The organism is Streptomyces sp. RLA012 (assembly GCF_056270325.1).
This window is the reverse complement of the sequence record NZ_JBWDPA010000002.1, coordinates 8,363,981-8,381,793: the sequence shown is the minus strand read 5'-3', so window position 1 is coordinate 8,381,793 and position 17,813 is coordinate 8,363,981. Positions and strand designations below refer to the sequence as shown.

Below are 17,813 nucleotides of genomic sequence, written 5' to 3'. Positions count from 1 at the left end.
CCGCACAGATGTCGACCGGGTGAATGCGGGGCCGCGCGAGGCTCTCCCGGGCCCCTGCGGTGGGACACATCCCCAAAGGGCTCTGCGCCCTGAGAGGAGAGGCACCGTATGGCTTCCATCGCCTGCATTCCCTCCGTCCCGGCCCCCGGGGACGCCGCCGGTCTCCGCGATCGGGCGCGCGGCGCGCTGCTCGGTCTCGCCGTCGGGGACGCGCTGGGCGCGCCCGCCGAGAACATGAAGCCGTCGGAGATCCGTGCGAAATGGGGCCGGATCACGGGCTACGTCACCGAGCACCCGGCCGGCACGGACGACACGGAGTACGCGATCTTCTCGGGGCTGCTGCTGGCCCGGCACGGTTCGGCGCTCACCGTGACGCATGTCGAGTCGGCCTGGCACCAGTGGATCGCGGACCGCGACGAGGGTCCGTTCCGCGGCGCGGGCTTCAGCGAGCGCGGCACCCTGGAGAACCTGCGCCGGGGTCTGGCGGCACCCATCTCGGCCCAGCACCGGCACGCCTGGAGCGACGGCCTGGCGATGCGCGCGGCCCCTTTCGGCGTGTTCGCGGCGGGCCGTCCGGCGGAGGCCGCCCGGCTGGTGGCGATCGACGGCTCGGTGAGCCACGACGGCGAGGGCATCTACGGCGGCCAGGCGGTCGCGGCGGGCGTCGCGGCGGCGATGGCGGGGGCCTCCACGATCGCGGTGGTCGCCTCCGCGCTGGCCGTGGTCCCGGACGACTCCTGGACGGCCCGCTCGCTGCGCCGCGCGGTCGCGGTCGCCCACCGCGGGGAACGCGCGGTCCGCTCCGCGGTCGTCATCGGCGGCTACCCCTGGACGGACCTGGCCCCGGAGGCCGTCGCCCTCGCCTTCGGGGCGTACGCCGCCGCCGACGGGGACTTCACCGAGTCCGTCCTCACCGCCGTCAACATGGGCCGCGACGCCGACACCACGGCGGCGGTGGCGGGCGCGCTGGCGGGCGCGACCCGGGGTGCCACCTCGATCCCGGCCCCCTGGGCGGCCGCCATCGGCCCGGCGCGCGGCAGCTGCCTCCCCTCCATGGCGGGCCACCACGTACTGGACGTGGCGGAGCTGCTGACGCCGGGGGACGACGGAAAGTGGGGGACCAGGGGCCCGGCACGGGACCGGGTACGACTCGTACGCGACCCCGGCTCTCTGACGCCGACCCCACCCCTGGCCCCGCCCCCGGACCTGTACACCCTGGCCGGCGACTACGTCCTGATCACCGATGACGACGAGGTGCAGCCATGAGACCCGGACTGGTGGGAGACGAACCCGGTGCCGGGTCGGCCGCGGCGCCCGACCTCGGCAGACCGGTGGCGGACCCGGACGCGGAACCGGACGCGGAGGCCGGCGTCCCCGCCCCCGACGCGCGCCCCCGCCGTATCGAGGGCCTCCTCCTCGGCCTCGCGGCGGGCGACGCCGCGGGCTGGCCCGCCGCCCGGCACCGCGCCGCCCGCATGCCCGAGTGGACCCGCCGGCTGACCCGTGAGCTGGACACGTTCGCGGAACAGAACGCGACCACGACGCTGCCCGTGCCGATCGCCCTGAACCAGCCGCCGGAACCACTGCGGCTCGGCCCGTCGGACGACGCGGAATGGGCGGCCTTCGCGGCGGAGGCCGTCCTGCGCGGCGGGGACAGCAGCGCGCTCGGCGATCTGAGCCGGGAGCGCCGGATGCGGGCGTCCATCGACCTGTCCTGGAACGCCGTCGCCAGCGAGGTCGCCGCGGCCGCCGAACGCGCCCCCGAGGTCGAGTCCGCGCTGCTCCCGCTGCGCGCCCGGATCTCCGTACGGGCCGGGCTCGGCAACCTCGCCACCGGTCTGCGCCCGCCCGCCACCGGCCACGACAACCCCCACTACTTCGACGACGCGGCCTGCGTACGGGCCTGTGTGCTCGCCGTGGCGCACCCGGGAGACCCCCGACTCGCCGCCGAGCTCGCCGAGTTCGACGCCCGCTACACCCAGGACGGCGACGGTGTGCACGGCGCCCGCGCCATGGCCGCCGCCCTCGCGCTCGCCCTCGCCGGGGCCGATGTCGAGGCCTGCGTGGACGCCGCCCTCGCCGAACTGCCCAAGGCGACGGAGATCGGCCGCAACGCCCGGCACGCGCTGAAGCTCGCCCGCGCCAGCGCGGACACCTTCGCCCTGGTCCCCCTGCTGGAGCACCAGATCGTCGACCACGTCTACAGCTACGGCATCGCGGCGGCGGAGACCGTCCCGGTCGCCCTCGCCCTCGCCCTCGCCGCGCGCGGCCGGATCGCGGAGGCGGTGCCGGCCGCCGCCTGTCTGTCCCGGGTCGCGGACTCGGCCCCGGCCCTGGCGGGCGCGCTCACCGGCGCGCTCGGCGGCGGCGCCGCGATCCCGGCCTCCTGGCGCGACGCCTGCCGTGTCCTGTCGGGGTGCGCGCTCCCCCGTCTCACCGGCACCGACCTCGTCGGACTCGCCGACTTGCTGGAAGCGACGGGACTGGCCACCCCAGAGGGATGATTCGGGCATGACGCCCAAAGGAGAAGGATCGGCAACCCTCGACGAACGGATCACCGGAGCGCTCGTCGGAGCCGCCGTCGGCGACGCGCTCGGCGGCCCCGTCGAGGGCTACACCCCCGAGCAGATCACCGAACGGCACGGCGGCCGCGTCCACGGCGTCGTCGGCCCCTGGAACGGCGACGCCTGGCGCACCGCCCGCCCCATCGCCCCGTACCACAAGGGCGACGGGCACGTCACCGACGACACCCTGATGACCCACGCGCTGGTACGGGTGTACGCCACCGTCCGCGACCACCTCGACGCCTACGCCGTCGCCGGGCACCTGGTGCCCGACCTGATGACCAACCCGCGCTGGATCCCGGAGCTGGAGGCCGAGGCGCTCCCCCTCCAACGCGTCTTCCTCGCCGAGAAGTGGCTGGTGGCCCGCCTCCACTACGGCCATGTGGACCCCCGGGAGGCGGGCACCGGCAACATCGTCAACTGCGGCGCCGCGATGTACATGGCGCCCGTCGGCCTGGTCAACGCCGCCAACCCGGCCGGCGCCTACGCCGAGGCGCTCGACATCGCGGGCGCCCACCAGTCGTCGTACGGGCGGGAGGCGGCGGGCGTCTTCGCGGCGGGCGTCGCGGCGGCGTGCGCGCCCGGGTCGACCCCGGACTCGGTCGTGGCGGCCTGTCTGTCGGTGGCGAAGGACGGCACCCGGTCGGCCGTCGAGGCGGTCTGCGAAGTCGCCGCCCGGCACACGGACTTCGAGTCGGCGCTGCGCCCGCTCCGGGAGGCGGTGACGCCCTACGACACGGTGGGCCCGGACTACCGCGCCCCGTCCCTCGGCGCCCGCCGCCCCTCCCGTCTGCACTCCATCGAGGAACTCCCCGTCGCCCTGGGCATGTTGGTGGTGGCCGGCGGCGACTACCGGCACGCGGTCCTCGGCTCGGTGAACTACGGCCGCGACTGCGACTCCATCGCCACCATGGCCGGCGCCCTCGCCGGCGCCCTCGGCTCCGAGGTCCCCCACGACTGGGCCAAGACGGTCGCCGAGTCCAGCCGTCTGGACCTGCACGCCCCGGCGGCGGCCCTCACCGCGGTGGCCCGGGAGATCTTCGAACGGGACGTACGCCGCCGCCGTGCCCACGAGTCGGCGTACGCCGAGCTGACGGGGACCCCGCCGTGCTCCGACTGACCTGGGTCCAACCGGAGGACCTCCTCGGCCACGAACTCGCCCAGGCCCACCAGGACGGCCGCGCACCGGAGGCGATCGCCGCCCGCTGGCGCGCGGTCGGCGGTCCGGAGGCCCCACCGCGCGCGGGCGCGTCCGCGACCGCGGCCTCGCGGTATGTGCGCACACTGGCCCGGGACCTCCTGGACGAACTGGCGGAGCTGCCCAACGCGTTGGCGGACACGGAGCCGACGGACCTCGCAGGGATCAGAGCCCACTGCCCGGACTGGCCCTCGCCCCCGGCGGGAGGCGGCACCCGCCCCGCGGCAGGCGGCCGGTCGGCGCCGGTGAGCGCGCCCCCCTCGGCCCCCACCCGGGAAGGCCTGGAGGCCGCCTGGCTGGGCAGAGCCGCAGGATGCCTCCTCGGCAAACCGGTGGAAAAGCTCCCCCTGGACGGCATCCGCCGACTGGCCCGAGCCACCGGCAACTGGCCCCTGCACACCTGGTTCACCGCCCGAGGAGTCCCCGCCGAGCTCCTTCGCACCCACCCCTGGAACAGACGCTCGGCCCCCACCTCCCTCGCCGAGAACATCGACGGCATGCCCGAGGACGACGACCTCAACTACCCCCTCCTGAACCTCCTGTTGCTTCAGCGCCACGGCACCCGCTTCACCACCACCGACGTGGCCCGCCTCTGGCTCGACGAACTCCCCGCCGGCCGCACCTTCACCGCCGAACGCATCGCCTACCGCAACCTCCTCACCGGCATCGAGCCCCCGCACACGGCCCGCCACCGCAACCCCTTCCGCGAATGGATCGGCGCCCTGATCCGCGCCGACGTACACGGCTGGACCAACCCCGGCGACCCGGGAGCCGCCGCGGAACAGGCCCACCGCGACGCCACCCTCACCCACACCGCGAACGGCGTGTACGCGGCGATGTTCACGGCGGCCACCATCGCCGCGGCGGCCACCGGCGACAGCGACGTCCACGCCTGCCTCCGCACCGGTCTCACCGTCGTACCCCCCGCCTCCCGGCTGGCCGGGGCGGTCACCCACGCCGTCCGTCTCGCCCGCACCACCGCCGACTTCGACACGGTCGTCGACGAGCTGCACGCCACCCACCGCACCTACCACTGGGTCCACGCCGTCCCCAACACCGCCCTGATCGCCGCCGCCCTCACCCACGCGGACGGCGACTTCTCCGGCTCCATCTGCCGCGCGGTGTCCGGCGGCTGGGACACCGACTCCAACGGCGCGACGGCGGGCAGCGTCGCGGGCCTGCTCGCCGGCACCCCCACCGCGCTCCCCGACCGCTGGACCGCCCCCCTCAAGAACCGGCTCGCCACCTCCGTCGCCGACTTCGACGGCATCGGCTTCGACACCCTCGCCCAGCTGACCCACCGGCTGGCCCACCAGCTCACGCACCGGGAGACCCGTCACCCATGACCCATATCGCCGTGCTCGGCAGCACGAACATGGACCTCGTCGCGTACGTCGCGAAGGCCCCGCAGCGCGGAGAGACCGTGACGGGACGGGAGTTCCGTACGATCCCCGGCGGCAAGGGCGCCAACCAGGCGGTGGCCGCGGCCCACGCCGGTGCCGATGTGTCGATGATCGGCGCGGTGGGCGCCGACGCCTTCGGCTCCCAGCTCCGTACGACCCTGGAGCTCCCCCAAGCTCTCGGCTTCGCTCGAGCAGGGGGGACCCCCATGGGCGTGGACACCGATCACCTGCGCACCACCGAGGGCCCCTCCGGCACCGCGCACATCGTGGTGGACGACGAGGGCGGCAACGCGATCGTCGTCGTCCCCGGCGCCAACGGCACCGTCGACCACCTCGCCCCCGGCGACGAGGGCCTCATCGCCAGTGCCGACGCGCTGCTGCTGCAGCTGGAGATCCCGATGGACGCCGTTCTCGCCGGCGCCGAGGCCGCGCGCCGCCACGGCGTCCGGACCATCCTGACCCCTTCCCCCGTACAGTCCCTGCCGCCCGAACTCCTCGCCTCCATCGACCTGTTGGTGCCCAACGAGCACGAGGCCGCCGCGCTGACCGGCGCCCCCGACCCCCGCAAGGCGGCCGCCCTGCTGCTCAACCAGGTGCCGGAGGTCGTCGTCACCCTGGGCGCGGCCGGCAGCCTGTACGCGGCCCGGGGCGCCGAACCCCTCACCGTGCCCGCGCCCCGCGTCACCGCCGTGGACTCGACCGGTGCGGGCGACACGTTCGCCGGCACCCTCGCGGGTGGGGGTCCCCCCGCTCGAGCGAAGCCGAGAGTGGGGGAACTCGCCGAGGGCCGGCCGATGCCCGCCGCCCTCGCCTGGGCGTCGACGGCGGCGTCACTGTCGGTGCAGCGGGTCGGCGCCTCGTCCTCGATGCCGTACCGCTCCGAGATCGACGCCCAGGCCGCCTCGCCCACACGGCACACGTCATGAGCGGGCACACAGAGCCGTACACGCGACGGCCCGACACACAGCGACCGTCCACGCGGCGGCCGTCCGCGGAGCCCGGCCCGCTCCACGGCCTGCGCGTCCTCGACCTCGCCACCCTCTTCGCCGGGCCGCTCGCCGCCACCATGCTCGGCGACTTCGGGGCGGAGGTCGTCAAGGTCGAGCACCCGGCCAAGCCCGACCCGTCCCGGGGCCACGGCCCGTCGAAGGACGGCATCGGCCTGTGGTGGAAACTCCTCGGCCGCAACAAGCGCACCATCACCCTCGACCTGTCCAGACCCGGCGGGCGCACCACCCTCCTGCGCCTCGCCGCCACCGCGGATGTGATCATCGAGAACTTCCGCCCCGGCACCCTGGAGAAGTGGGACCTCGGCTGGGCGGAGCTGTCGGCCGCCAACCCCCGTCTGGTCCTCGCCCGCGTCACCGGATTCGGCCAGTTCGGGCCGTACGCGCACCGCCCCGGTTTCGGCACCCTCGCCGAGGCGATGAGCGGCTTCGCGGCGATCACCGGCGAACCGGACGCGCCCCCGACCCTGCCGCCCTTCGGCCTGGCCGACTCGATCGCGGGTCTCGCGACGGCGTACGCCGTGATGACCGCGCTCCGGGCCCGCGACGCATCGGGCCACGGCCAGGTGGTCGACATGGCGATCATCGAGCCGATCCTCACCGTGCTCGGCCCGCAGCCGCTCTGGTACGACCAGTTGGGCCACGTCCAGCCCCGCACCGGCAACCGCTCCGCGAACAACGCGCCCCGCAACACCTACCGCACGGCGGACGGTTCGTGGGTCGCCGTCTCGACCTCCGCCCAGTCGATCGCCGAGCGGCTGATGCGGCTGGTCGGGCGCCCGGAGCTGATCGAGGAGCCCTGGTTCGCGACCGGCGCGGACCGGGCCCGCCACACGGACGTCCTGGACGAGGCGGTCGGCGCGTGGATCGCCCGGCACAGCCGCGCCGAGGTCCTGGCGGCCTTCGAGAAGGCGCAGGCGGCGGTGGCGCCGATCCAGGACGTACGGGATGTGATGACCGATCCGCAGTACGCCGCCCTGGACACGGTCACCACCGTCGACGACCCCGAACTCGGCCCCCTGCGCATGCAGAACGTCCTCTTCCGGCTCTCCGACACGCCCGGCGGGATCCGCTGGGCGGGCCGCCCGCACGGCGCCGACACGGACGCGGTCCTGGGCGAACTCGGCCTGTCCGACGCCGAGATCACCACCCTCAGATCGGAAGGCGCCCTATGAGGATCCCGGCCCTCCCGCTCACCTGGCTGTACGCCCCCGGGGACCGCCCGGAGGTGGTGGCCAAGGCCCTCGTCTGCGGCGCGGACATCGTCCTGATCGACCTGGAGGACGCGGTCGCCCCGCACCGCAAGGAGTACGCCCGCGCCGCCACCGCGGAACTGCTCACGAACCCTCCCCCGGTCCCGGTCCACGTCCGCGTGAACGCCCTGGACGGCCCGCTCGCCGAGGCCGACCTCAAGACGCTCTCCCCGCTCCCCGGCCTCTCCGGCCTGCGCCTGCCCAAGGTGATCTCCCCCTCCGACGTCGTACGGGTCGCGGAACACGCCGCCCCCGCCGAGGGAGGCGCGATCCCCCTGTACGCCCTCCTGGAGACCGCCCTCGGTGTCGAACACGCCTTCACCATCGCCGCGGCCCACCCCGCGGTGCGCGGGATCGGGCTGGGGGAGGCGGATCTCCGGGCCGACCTGGGCGTTCGGGAGGACGCGGGCCTGGACTGGGCCCGCGCCCGGATCGTGGTCGCCGCCCGGGCCGCCGGCCTCGCGCCGCCCACCCAGTCGATCTTCCCGGACATCCGGGACCTGGAAGGCCTGGCCGCCTCCTGCGCCCACGGGCGCACCCTGGGCTTCCTCGGCCGCGCGGCCATCCACCCCCGCCAGCTCCCGGTGATCGAACGCGCCTATCTCCCGACCCCGGCCGAGATCGACACCGCGGAGGTCATCATCGAGGCCGCCTGCACCGAGCCGGGCGCCCAGGCCCTCCCCGACGGCCGCTTCGTGGACGCGGCGGTCGTGGCGGGCGCCCATCGCACGCTGGCGCTGGCCCGCCGGAGGTAGCGCTCCTGGCCGGGCACACGAAGGGGGCGCCGCATCCTCGGACGCGGCGCCCCCTTCGACGTACCGGAAGGACTCAGCCCTTCTTGGCCGACTCGGCCTCACCCTTCGCCGAGTCCAGGGACCCCACGGACTCCACGGACCCCACGGACCCCACCGGCTCCTCGGGCTCCGAGGGCTTCACGGGCTCCTCGGCCACCGCGGATTCCTTGGCCTGCGTGGGCACGTCGGACTCGGCGGCCGCGTCGGACTCGGCCGTCTCGGTGTCCGCCTTCTTGTCGAGCTTGTCGAGCTTGTCGAGCTTCTTGCCGTCGGTCTTCGTGTCCGCCTTGCCGTCGGCCGTGTCGTCGTCCTTCTTGCCGAGGGCGTCGGCCTTCTTGTCGAGAGCGACGGCGTCACCGTCGGACTGGTCCTCGGACCCGCTCCCGCCCTCGCCGGAGGCGGTCCCGTCCGCGGCGGCCCCTTCCGAGGCATCGCCCGCGGGCTCCACGACCGTCTCGCGCCCCGGCCGCAGCCGCGCGGACAGCACGATGTAGATCACCGCGAGGAGGAAGACCACCATCGCGGTCCAGTCGTTGAGACGCAGGCCCAGGATGTGGTGGGCGTCGTCGACGCGCATGTACTCGATCCAGCCGCGGCCCACGCAGTACGCCGCGACGTACAGCGCGAACGCCCGCCCGTGGCCCAGGGTGAAGCGGCGGTCCGCCCAGATGACGAGGAAGCCGACGCCGACGCACCACAGGGACTCGTAGAGGAACGTCGGGTGGTAGTACCCCGGCACGCGCCCGTCGGTCGAGGAGGTGATGTGCAGCGCCCAGGGGACGTCCGTCGCCTTGCCGTACAGCTCCTGGTTGAACCAGTTGCCCCAGCGCCCGATGGCCTGCGCGAAGACGATGCCGGGTGCGAGGGCGTCGGCCCAGGCGGGGAGCGGGATGCCGCGTCGGCGGCAGCCGATCCACGCGCCCACCGCACCGAGTGCGATCGCTCCCCAGATGCCGAGGCCGCCCTGCCACACCTTGAAGGCGTCCACCCAGTCACGGCCGTCGCTGAAGTACAGCTCGTAGTCCGTGATCACGTGGTACAGCCGACCGCCGACGAGGCCGAACGGCACGGCCCACACCGCGATGTCGGCCACCGTGCCGGGCCGTCCGCCCCGGGCGATCCAGCGTTTGTTGCCGAGCCAGACGGCTACGAAGACACCGATGATGATGCAGAACGCGTAGCCGCGCAGCGGAACGGGGCCGAGGTGCAGCACACCGTGCGACGGGCTGGGAATGTAGGCAAGTTTCATGGCAGGGTCGACGCTACCCTGCCGGACCGGACCCACGGCAGGCAGCCCGGCTACGGGTCCATAACGGGGCCCGTCACCGGCGGGGCTCAGCCCTTGTTCTCCGCCTCGACCAGCTGCTTGAGCTTCGCCGGGGTCATCGTCTGGTCGGCGGAGATGTTCCGGCTGCCCAGCAGCAGGGTCGGCGTGCCCCTGAAACCGCTGGTCTGGAAGGCGTCGTTCGACTTCACGACCCAGCTGTTGTGCGTGCCGTCGGTGACACACTTCCGGAAGGCCGGCGTGTCGAGGCCGTCGACCTTGCCCGCCAGCTCGATGAGCTTGCTGTCGTTCTTGAAGTCGTCGCTGGTTTCCTGGGGCTGGTTGTCGTACAGCACGTCGTGGTACGCGGCGAACTTGCCCGCGTCCTGGGCGCAGGCGGCGGCGTTGGCCGCGTGCCGGGAGCCGCTGCCTCTCGTGTTCCCGTCGATGAGCGTGACCAGGTGGTACTCGACCTTGAGCCGGCCCGCGTCCACCAGCTCCTTGATCGTCGGACGGTAGGAAACCTCGAAGGCCTGGCAGGCCGGGCAGCGGAAGTCCTCCCAGACCGTGAGGGTCGACTTGGCGCTGTCCTTGCCCACGGGAATCGCGAGGCCGTCCTTGCCGGTCGCACCCGAGGGCGACGTGACCGGGCCCGACGCGGCGCTCTTCTTGTCCTTGCCTGCGTTGGCGGCCAGGACGCCCACCACTCCGGCCAGACCCAGGACGCACACCACCGACGCGCCCACGATCAGCGCCCGGCGACGCCTGTCCGCGGCCTTCTGCTTCTCTCGCTCGACCGCAATCCGCTCGCGGGCGGTGCGCTTTCCGTCACGGTTCTTCTCGCTCACAACCGGCAGAACGAACCGGGGAGGCGCAGCGCGCCTCCCCGGTCCCAGGTCCACCCGTTCGAGTGAGCGGATTGTCCGTTACGTACCCAACCGGAGGTGTCCCACCCACATCGGCGAGCGTCCCACCCGCATCGGGAGGCGTCTCACACCGTGCCGCGCACGCCCTTCGCCAGGTCGCCCGCGAGTGCGCGTACGGCGTCGAGCCCCGCGGCCTCGTCCTGCGCGTCCAGCATCCGCTTCACGAAGGCCGAGCCGACGATCACACCGTCGGCGAAGCCGGCCACCTCGGCGGCCTGAGTGGCGTTGGACACGCCGAGTCCGACACAGACCGGCAGTTCGGTGCTGGCCTTGGTGCGCCGCACCAGATCCTGGGCCTGGGCCCCCACCGACTCCCGGGTCCCCGTGACCCCCATCAGCGAGGCGGCGTACACGAACCCGCTGCCCGCCGCGGTGATCTCGGCGAGCCGGGCGTCCTTGCTGCTGGGCGCGACGACGAAGACGGTCGCGAGCCCGTGCTTCTCGGCGTGCTCCCTCCACAGCGCCGACTCCTGGACGGGCAGGTCGGGCAGGATGCATCCGGCCCCGCCCGCCTCCGCCAGCTCGGCGGTGAAGCGCTCGACGCCGTAGCGGTCGATCGGGTTCCAGTACGTCATCACGAGTACGGGCTTGCCGGTGGCCCGGTGTGCCTCGTCGACCGTACGCATGACGTCGGCGATCTTGACGCCGCCCCGCAGGGCGATGTCGTCGGCGGTCTGGATGACGGGCCCGTCGAGGACGGGGTCGCTGTGCGGCAGCCCCACCTCGACGATGTCCGCGCCGCCCTCGAAGACGGCCTTGACGGCCGCGATCCCGCCGTCGACGGTCGGGAAGCCGGCCGGCAGGTACGCGATGAGGGCGGCGCGCCCCTCCGCCTTCGCCGCGGCGAGGGTGTCGCTCAACAGCTGGATGTTGCCGCTCACTTGACGTCCCCCTCGATCTCGGCGTTCCCGCTGTCGGCATCCGCCTCGACGACGGCGTCGGCGCCGGTGTCGTACAGACCGAAGTAACGGGCGGCCGTGTCCATGTCCTTGTCGCCGCGGCCGGACAGGTTGACGATGATCAGCCCGTCCTTGCCCAGCTCCTTGCCGACCTCCAGGGCCCCGGCGAGCGCGTGGGCGCTCTCGATCGCCGGGATGATGCCCTCGGTACGGGAGAGCAGGCGCAGTGCCTGCATGGCCGCGTCGTCGGTGACCGCGCGGTACTCGGCGCGGCCGGTGTCCTTGAGATAGGAGTGCTCGGGCCCGATGCCCGGGTAGTCGAGCCCCGCCGAGATCGAGTAGGGCTCGGTGATCTGCCCCTCCTCGTCCTGCAGGACGTACGAACGCGACCCGTGCAGGATCCCGGGTTCACCGGCGGTCAGGGTCGCGGCGTGCTCCCCGCTCTCGACTCCGTGTCCGGCGGGCTCGCAGCCGACGAGGCGTACGTCCGCGTCCGGGATGAAGGCGTGGAAGAGACCGATGGCGTTGGAGCCGCCGCCGACGCAGGCGACGGCGGCGTCGGGGAGACGGCCGGCGCGCTCGATGATCTGCCGCCGGGCCTCCACCCCGATGACCCGGTGGAAGTCGCGGACCATGGCGGGGAAGGGGTGCGGACCGGCGACGGTCCCGAAGAGGTAGTGGGTGCGGTCGACGTTCGCCACCCAGTCCCGGAACGCCTCGTTGATGGCGTCCTTGAGGGTGCGGGAGCCGGACTTCACGGCGATGACCTCGGCGCCGAGCATGCGCATACGGGCCACGTTGAGGGCCTGGCGCCGGGTGTCGATCTCCCCCATGTAGATCGTGCACTCAAGGCCGAAGAGCGCGCAGGCGGTGGCTGTCGCGACGCCGTGCTGGCCCGCGCCGGTCTCGGCGATGACGCGGGTCTTGCCCATGCGCTTGGTCAGCAGGGCCTGGCCGAGCACGTTGTTGATCTTGTGGGAGCCGGTGTGGTTGAGATCCTCCCGCTTCAGGAACACCCGGGCGCCGCCGGCGTGTTCGGCGAAGCGGGACACCTCGGTGAGTGAGCTCGGGCGTCCGGTGTAGTTGACGAGCAGGTCGTCGAGCTCGCGGGCGAACTCCGGGTCCGCCTTCGCCTTGTCGTACTCGACGGCGACCTCGTCCACGGCGGCGACCAGCGCCTCCGGGATGAACTTGCCGCCGAACGCGCCGAAGTAGCCCTCGGCGCTGGGCACTTGACCCTCGGGGTCGGGAATGAAGAACTCGCTGGGCATGCGGTTACCTCGCAGGGGCGACAGCCCCGGTTGCAGGTCGGACAGGGGTCACGTTCACCAGATGCACAGGCGCGCCGCGTCTGGCGGGGAACCCGTACGGACCCCACGGAGTGGACCCGCTCAGCTCAGTTCGGTGCAGCTCGATGCCGCTCGGTGCGGCTCAGTGGAGCTCAGTGCAGCCGAAAGGTGAAGGAGTCCGGAGAAGGCGCGAGCGCGCGTGCGCGCCCGGGCCATCGCATGCCGTTGACCTGTCCCGGCTCGTCGCCGATGACATAGCGGACCCGGCGCCCATGGACACGGCGGGCCGGCGCCCGGCAGCCACGCGGCCTGCAGCCGCGGGCCAGGCGGGCGTAGGGATTGCGCGACCCGGCGGCGGCTGCCGCCCGCACGCACGCCGGTCCACCGTCCGGGCGCGGGCCCGGACGGGTGGCGGCGGTGGCGCGGGAGGCGGTGTGCACCGGGGTGTCAGCTCCGTCCGTGGCGCAGCGCTGGGTGGGCCCCGGCCGCTACGAGGTCGGCGACCGCCGTCTTCGGGTCGCGGCCGGTGACGAGGGACTCGCCCACCAGGACCGCGTCGGCGCCGGCGTTGGCGTACGCGATCAGGTCGTGCGGCCCGCGGACACCGGACTCGGCGACCTTGACGAGGCCGGCCGGGATCTCGGGAGCGACCCGCTCGAAGGTGGAGCGGTCCACCTTCAGGGTCTTCAGGTTGCGTGCGTTGACGCCGATGACCTTCGCTCCGGCGTCCACCGCCCGCTCGGCCTCTTCCTCGTCGTGCACCTCGACGAGCGGCGTGAGTCCGATGGACTCGGCGCGCTCGATGAGGGACTCCAGAGCGGGCTGGTCGAGGGCGGCCACGATCAGCAGCGCGAGGTCGGCGCCGTACGCACGGGCCTCCCACAGCTGGTACGACGTGACGATGAAGTCCTTGCGGAGCACCGGGATGTCGACCCTGGCGCGGACGGCCTCCAGGTCGGCCAGCGAACCGCCGAAGCGCCGCTCCTCGGTGAGGACCGAGATGACGGCCGCGCCGCCCGCCTCGTAGTCCGCGGCCAGGCCGGCGGGGTCCGCGATGGCGGCGAGGGCGCCCTTGGACGGGCTGGAGCGCTTGACCTCACAGATGACCTTGACGCCGTCGCCGCGCAGTGCGGCCACGCCGTCCTTGGCAGCCGGAGCCTTCGCCGCGCGCTCCTTCAGCTCGTCGAGGCTGACGCGCGCCTGCCGTTCCGCGAGGTCGGCACGGACTCCGTCGATGATCTCGTCGAGCACACTCACGCGAGCGGCCCCCTTCCCTGACGGTGAACGGTTGAGGCGGTTGAAGCGGTTGAGCCGGTGACCCCGGGCCGCCTTCCCGGCGGTCGAGAGGGGTCACTCCGATGGTATCCGGAGGAAGGGCTAGGCCTCACATCCGGTTGACGCCGGTCCCACTACCTGGACATTTGTCATTTCAAGGGTGTAGCCAGCCACCGAAGGGCAAGTTCCGGACAACCGTGAAGACCAGCAGCAAAGCGCCGACGCTCCACAGGTGCACCGGCCCCAGGTCGATCCGCAGCGGCCGTCCGCGCACCGAGCGGACCACCCACACGATCCACACCACCCCGAGAACCAGGTATCCGACGACGGCGAGCGCGTTGTCCGTGAGCGCCGTCGCGAAGTCCCCGTGCACGAGGGCGTGCGCGCCGCGCAGACCGCCGCAGCCGGGGCAGTACAGGCCCGTGTAGCGCAGCAGCGGGCAGACGGGGTAGTGCCCGGGTTGGTTGGGGTCGACGGTTCCGACGTACGCGAAGGCGCCGAGGACGGCCGCGAGCACACCGGCGGGGACGGCGAGCCGCCGCAGCACGGCACCTTCACCGGCGACGCCGACCGCGTCGACGCCTGCTTCGGCGCCTGCCTCCGCACCGGCCACGGAGGGGCCGGAATCGCGCCGTGTCACCCTCTGGGTTTCGCTGTTCACGCCACGCATTCTGCCCCTCCCCCACCTGGACCGCGCCCCGCGGACGTGCCGAGGCGGCCCCGACATCGTGTCGGGGCCGCCTCTCATCGAGCTATACGGAGCTGTACGGGGTCAGCTCTCGGCGCCCACGGCCTCGCGGATCGGGTGCCCGGGCACCGTCGCGGTCTTCTTCGGCTGGCCCATGCCCGCCGCGCGCATGGCCGTGCCGACCACACCGCCGAGAACGACGATGACCATGCCGGCCCAGAAGCCCAGCGGGTTCGCCATCACCATGAAGGCACCCGCGACGCAGAAACCGATGAAAGCGATGATGACACCGGTCCAGGCGGCCGGGGTGTGACCGTGGCTGCTGCCCGCCATGACTTGCTCCTCGTTGCTGTTTGCGTGTGTGAGTCGATTGCGTGGATGAGTCGGACGCTCACCGTCCATTGTCCCGTACGCGGACGCATGTTCTGAGCGGGGGGTGGCCCCTCGCGCGTCGCCCACGGCACCTCAGGACCAAGGTCCCGGGCCCTGGGGCCCCGTCCGCGTCGGCCGGTCCGGGTCCTAGGTCCCGGCGGGGTTCGGTCCCGTCGGGTCCTCGCCCCGGTCGAGGGCCTTCCAGATGTCCTCGGGCCGGTCCGGGTCGACGGGTCTGGCCTTGCGCGGCCGGGGTGTCCCGTCGCGCTCGTAGCGGCCGGACATCGCGGGCCACAGCCGTCCGTAGCGCAGCGCGAGCAGGCCCGCGAGCAGGATGAGCGCCCCGCCCACCGCGGCGACATACGGCCAGGCGGTGTGGCTGAGGGCGTGCGCGGTGGCGGCGGTGTCGCCGGAGGCCGCGGCGGCCTTCTCGTCGAGGGCGGAGCTGTCGCTCGCGCCGAGCACCGCCGCGACGACCGTGCCCGCGCCGGAGAGCGCGAGCAGCGCGGAGACCAGGAAGCGCCCGGAGCTGCGGACGGCGAAGACGGCGACGAGCGCGGCGAGGCCCACTATGGCGAGCGCCGCGGGCACGCCCGTGACGTCACTGCCCTTGGCGGTCAGCGGGAAGGCGCCGCCGGCCACTGTCGCGGTCCCCTCCGACCAGCTCTGCCGGGTGGAGAGCAGCGCCACGGCCGCGCCGAGGGCGCCGCTGCACAGGGCGACGGCGAGGCTGCGGCGGGCGGACCGAGCGGGTCCGGCGGCTTCGGATCGGGGGTGAGGTACAGCTGTCACGTAGTCCACTATCGCCTGAACCCCGGGCGAACCGTCACCCGGGGTTCACGTGAGACTTGTCCTATTTCCCGAGCCGGTTGGCCGTGTGCACCGCGCGCAGGACTGCGGCCGCCTTGTTGCGGCATTCGTCGTCCTCGGCGACGGGGTTCGAGTCGGCGACGATTCCGGCGCCCGCCTGGACGTACGCGGTGCCGTCGCGCAGCAGCGCCGTACGGATGGCGATGGCGGTGTCGGAGTCGCCCGCGAAGTCGAGATAGCCGACGCAGCCGCCGTACAAGCCCCTCCTGGACGGCTCCAGTTCGTCGATGATCTGCATCGCGCGCGGCTTGGGCGCTCCGGAGAGGGTGCCGGCCGGGAAGCAGGCCGTGAGGACGTCGAAGGCCGTACGGCCCGCCGCGACCCGCCCGGTGACGGTCGAGACGATGTGCATCACGTGCGAGTACCGCTCGACGGACATGAAGTCGACGACCTCGACGGAGCCGGGCTCGCAGACCCTTCCGAGGTCGTTGCGTCCCAGGTCGACGAGCATCAGGTGCTCGGCGCGCTCCTTGGGGTCGGCGAGCAGCTCCTCGGCGAGGGCCTGGTCCTCCTGGACGGTGGCGCCGCGCGGCCGGGTGCCCGCGATGGGGTGCACCATCGCCTGCCCGTCCTCGACCTTGACCAGGGCCTCCGGGGACGAGCCGACGACATCGAAGCCGTCGAAACGGAAGAGGTACATGTACGGCGACGGGTTGGTCGCCCGGAGCACGCGGTAGACGTCCAGCGCGCCGGCCGTGCAGGGCGTCTCGAAGCGCTGGGAGGGGACGACCTGGAAGGCCTCGCCCGCCCGGATGCGCTCCTTGATGTCCTCGACGGCGTCCTGGAAGTCCGGGCCGCCCCACAGAGCGGTGTACTCGGGCAGCTCGGAGGGCGGGAGCGCGACGGGTGGCTGGGAGATCGCGCGCGAGAGGTCGGCCTCCATGGCGTCGAGGCGGGCGACCGCGTCCGCGTAGGCCTCGTCGACGCCCGTGTCGAGGTCGTTGTGGTTGATCGCGTTGGCGATCAGCTGGACCGAGCCCTCCCAGTGGTCCATGACCGCGAGGTCGCTGGTGAGCAGCATGGTCAGCTCGGGCAGTTTCAGGTCGTCGCGCTCGCCGGGGCCGATCTTCTCCAGGCGGCGCACGATGTCGTAGCCGAGATAACCGACCATGCCGCCGGTGAACGGGGGCAGGCCCTCTCCGTGGGGCGTGTGCAGGGCCTCGATGGTGGCGCGCAGGGCGGCCAGCGGGTCGCCGTCGACCGGGACCCCCACGGGCGGCGTGCCGAGCCAGTGGGCCTGTCCGTCGCGCTCGGTGAGGGTGGCCTGACTGCGGACGCCGACGAAGGAGTACCTGGACCAGGAGCGGCCGTTCTCGGCGGACTCCAGCAGGAAGGTGCCGGGGCGCTCGGCGGCCAGCTTGCGGTAGAGCGCGACCGGCGTGTCGCCGTCGGCGAGGAGCTTGCGGCTGACGGGGATGACACGGCGGTCGGTGGCCAGCTTGCGGAACGTCTCGAGGTCCATGGCGGCTGACCTTACTGATCCAGTGCCGGTACGCCGGAATCGGCGCCGTGGGTGTCCGCGGAGGCCGTTTCCTTGAGGAGCACGTCCTCGTCGAAGCAGGTGCGGGCGCCCGTGTGACAGGCGGCGCCCACCTGGTCGACCCGGACCAGGACCGTGTCGGCGTCGCAGTCCAGGGCCACGGACTTCACCCACTGGAAGTGGCCGGAGGTGTCGCCCTTCACCCAGTACTCCTGGCGGCTGCGCGACCAGTACGTGCAGCGGCCCGTGGTGAGCGTGCGGTGCAGCGCCTCGTCGTCCATCCAGCCGAGCATCAGCACCTCACCGGTGTCGTACTGCTGGGCGATGGCGGGGACGAGCCCGTCGGCGCCGCGCTTGAGGCGCGCGGCGATCTCGGGATCCAGGCCGCTGGGGCTGCCGGGGTTGCCGGGGTTGCCGGGTGGAGGCGTGCTGGTCATGCCGACCATTGTGCCGCGCCGGTGGGACACGCCCGCCGGTTGTCCACAGGCCGGACCGTGGCCCCCCCCGCCCGCCCTTGTCCACTGTGCGGAC

18 protein-coding genes are annotated in these 17,813 nt (G+C 73.2%); 7 read left to right on the top strand and 11 right to left on the bottom strand.

Annotated features, from left to right (window positions below):
* Positions 1–108: 108 nt before the first annotated feature.
* The 7 genes from RV986_RS38460 to RV986_RS38430 are packed head-to-tail and all read left to right on the top strand — an operon-like array spanning position 109 to position 8,180.
* Positions 109–1,266: an ADP-ribosylglycohydrolase family protein gene (locus tag RV986_RS38460; RefSeq protein ID WP_475921797.1), complete on the top strand. Its 1,158-nt coding sequence runs from the start codon at positions 109–111 to the stop codon at positions 1,264–1,266.
* Positions 1,263–2,504: an ADP-ribosylglycohydrolase family protein gene (locus tag RV986_RS38455; protein ID WP_475921796.1), complete on the top strand. Its 1,242-nt coding sequence runs from the start codon at positions 1,263–1,265 to the stop codon at positions 2,502–2,504. Before RV986_RS38460 ends, RV986_RS38455 begins: the two co-directional genes overlap by 4 nt.
* Before the next feature lie 7 nt (positions 2,505–2,511).
* Positions 2,512–3,684 carry an ADP-ribosylglycohydrolase family protein gene (locus tag RV986_RS38450; protein WP_475921795.1) on the top strand — a complete coding sequence of 391 codons (1,173 nt, stop codon included), beginning with the start codon at positions 2,512–2,514 and terminating at the stop codon, positions 3,682–3,684.
* Positions 3,672–5,108 (top strand): ADP-ribosylglycohydrolase family protein, encoded by a 1,437-nt coding sequence (locus RV986_RS38445; protein ID WP_475921794.1) that lies wholly within the window; start codon positions 3,672–3,674, stop codon positions 5,106–5,108. Before RV986_RS38450 ends, RV986_RS38445 begins: the two co-directional genes overlap by 13 nt.
* Positions 5,105–6,091, top strand: coding sequence for a ribokinase (locus RV986_RS38440; protein WP_475921793.1), 987 nt, complete (start codon positions 5,105–5,107; stop codon positions 6,089–6,091). The genes RV986_RS38445 and RV986_RS38440 overlap by 4 nt, the downstream gene beginning before the upstream one ends.
* A complete protein-coding gene (locus RV986_RS38435) occupies positions 6,088–7,347 on the top strand; it encodes a CaiB/BaiF CoA transferase family protein (protein ID WP_475921792.1) in 1,260 nt (419 codons plus the stop codon). Before RV986_RS38440 ends, RV986_RS38435 begins: the two co-directional genes overlap by 4 nt.
* A complete protein-coding gene (locus RV986_RS38430; RefSeq protein WP_475921791.1) occupies positions 7,344–8,180 on the top strand; it encodes an HpcH/HpaI aldolase/citrate lyase family protein in 837 nt (278 codons plus the stop codon). Before RV986_RS38435 ends, RV986_RS38430 begins: the two co-directional genes overlap by 4 nt.
* Positions 8,181–8,253: 73 nt before the next feature.
* Here the strand turns inward: RV986_RS38430 and lgt are convergent, their stop codons facing one another.
* From lgt to hisI, 11 genes are all read right to left on the bottom strand, one after another.
* Complete coding sequence (lgt, locus tag RV986_RS38425) at positions 8,254–9,468, bottom strand: prolipoprotein diacylglyceryl transferase (protein ID WP_475921790.1); 1,215 nt, start codon at positions 9,466–9,468, stop codon at positions 8,254–8,256.
* Positions 9,469–9,554: 86 nt separating this feature from the next.
* Positions 9,555–10,331, bottom strand: a complete 777-nt coding sequence (locus RV986_RS38420) for a DsbA family protein (RefSeq protein ID WP_475921789.1) — start codon at positions 10,329–10,331, stop codon at positions 9,555–9,557.
* Between the two features lie 143 nt (positions 10,332–10,474).
* The gene (trpA, locus tag RV986_RS38415) at positions 10,475–11,290 is read right to left on the bottom strand and encodes a tryptophan synthase subunit alpha (RefSeq protein WP_475921788.1); all 816 of its coding nucleotides are present in this window, start codon (positions 11,288–11,290) and stop codon (positions 10,475–10,477) included.
* A complete protein-coding gene (gene trpB, locus RV986_RS38410; RefSeq protein ID WP_475921787.1) occupies positions 11,287–12,579 on the bottom strand; it encodes a tryptophan synthase subunit beta in 1,293 nt (430 codons plus the stop codon). Before trpB ends, trpA begins: the two co-directional genes overlap by 4 nt.
* 170 nt (positions 12,580–12,749) lie before the next feature.
* On the bottom strand, positions 12,750–13,037 hold the full coding sequence (gene trpM, locus RV986_RS38405; protein WP_475921786.1) for a tryptophan biosynthesis modulator TrpM: 288 nt from the start codon (positions 13,035–13,037) through the stop codon (positions 12,750–12,752).
* 7 nt (positions 13,038–13,044) lie between these two features.
* Positions 13,045–13,854: an indole-3-glycerol phosphate synthase TrpC gene (trpC, locus tag RV986_RS38400; RefSeq protein ID WP_475921785.1), complete on the bottom strand. Its 810-nt coding sequence runs from the start codon at positions 13,852–13,854 to the stop codon at positions 13,045–13,047.
* A 172-nt stretch (positions 13,855–14,026) separates the two neighbouring features.
* Positions 14,027–14,542 carry a DUF2752 domain-containing protein gene (locus RV986_RS38395; RefSeq protein ID WP_475921784.1) on the bottom strand — a complete coding sequence of 172 codons (516 nt, stop codon included), beginning with the start codon at positions 14,540–14,542 and terminating at the stop codon, positions 14,027–14,029.
* Between the two features lie 102 nt (positions 14,543–14,644).
* Positions 14,645–14,893 (bottom strand): HGxxPAAW family protein, encoded by a 249-nt coding sequence (locus RV986_RS38390; protein ID WP_475921783.1) that lies wholly within the window; start codon positions 14,891–14,893, stop codon positions 14,645–14,647.
* Positions 14,894–15,079: 186 nt separating this feature from the next.
* The gene (locus RV986_RS38385) at positions 15,080–15,733 is read right to left on the bottom strand and encodes a TIGR02234 family membrane protein (RefSeq protein WP_475921782.1); all 654 of its coding nucleotides are present in this window, start codon (positions 15,731–15,733) and stop codon (positions 15,080–15,082) included.
* A 52-nt stretch (positions 15,734–15,785) separates the two neighbouring features.
* On the bottom strand, positions 15,786–17,264 hold the full coding sequence (locus RV986_RS38380; RefSeq protein WP_475921781.1) for an anthranilate synthase component I: 1,479 nt from the start codon (positions 17,262–17,264) through the stop codon (positions 15,786–15,788).
* Between the two features lie 11 nt (positions 17,265–17,275).
* Positions 17,276–17,719, bottom strand: coding sequence for a phosphoribosyl-AMP cyclohydrolase (gene hisI / locus RV986_RS38375; RefSeq protein ID WP_475921780.1), 444 nt, complete (start codon positions 17,717–17,719; stop codon positions 17,276–17,278).
* Positions 17,720–17,813: the final 94 nt, after the last annotated feature.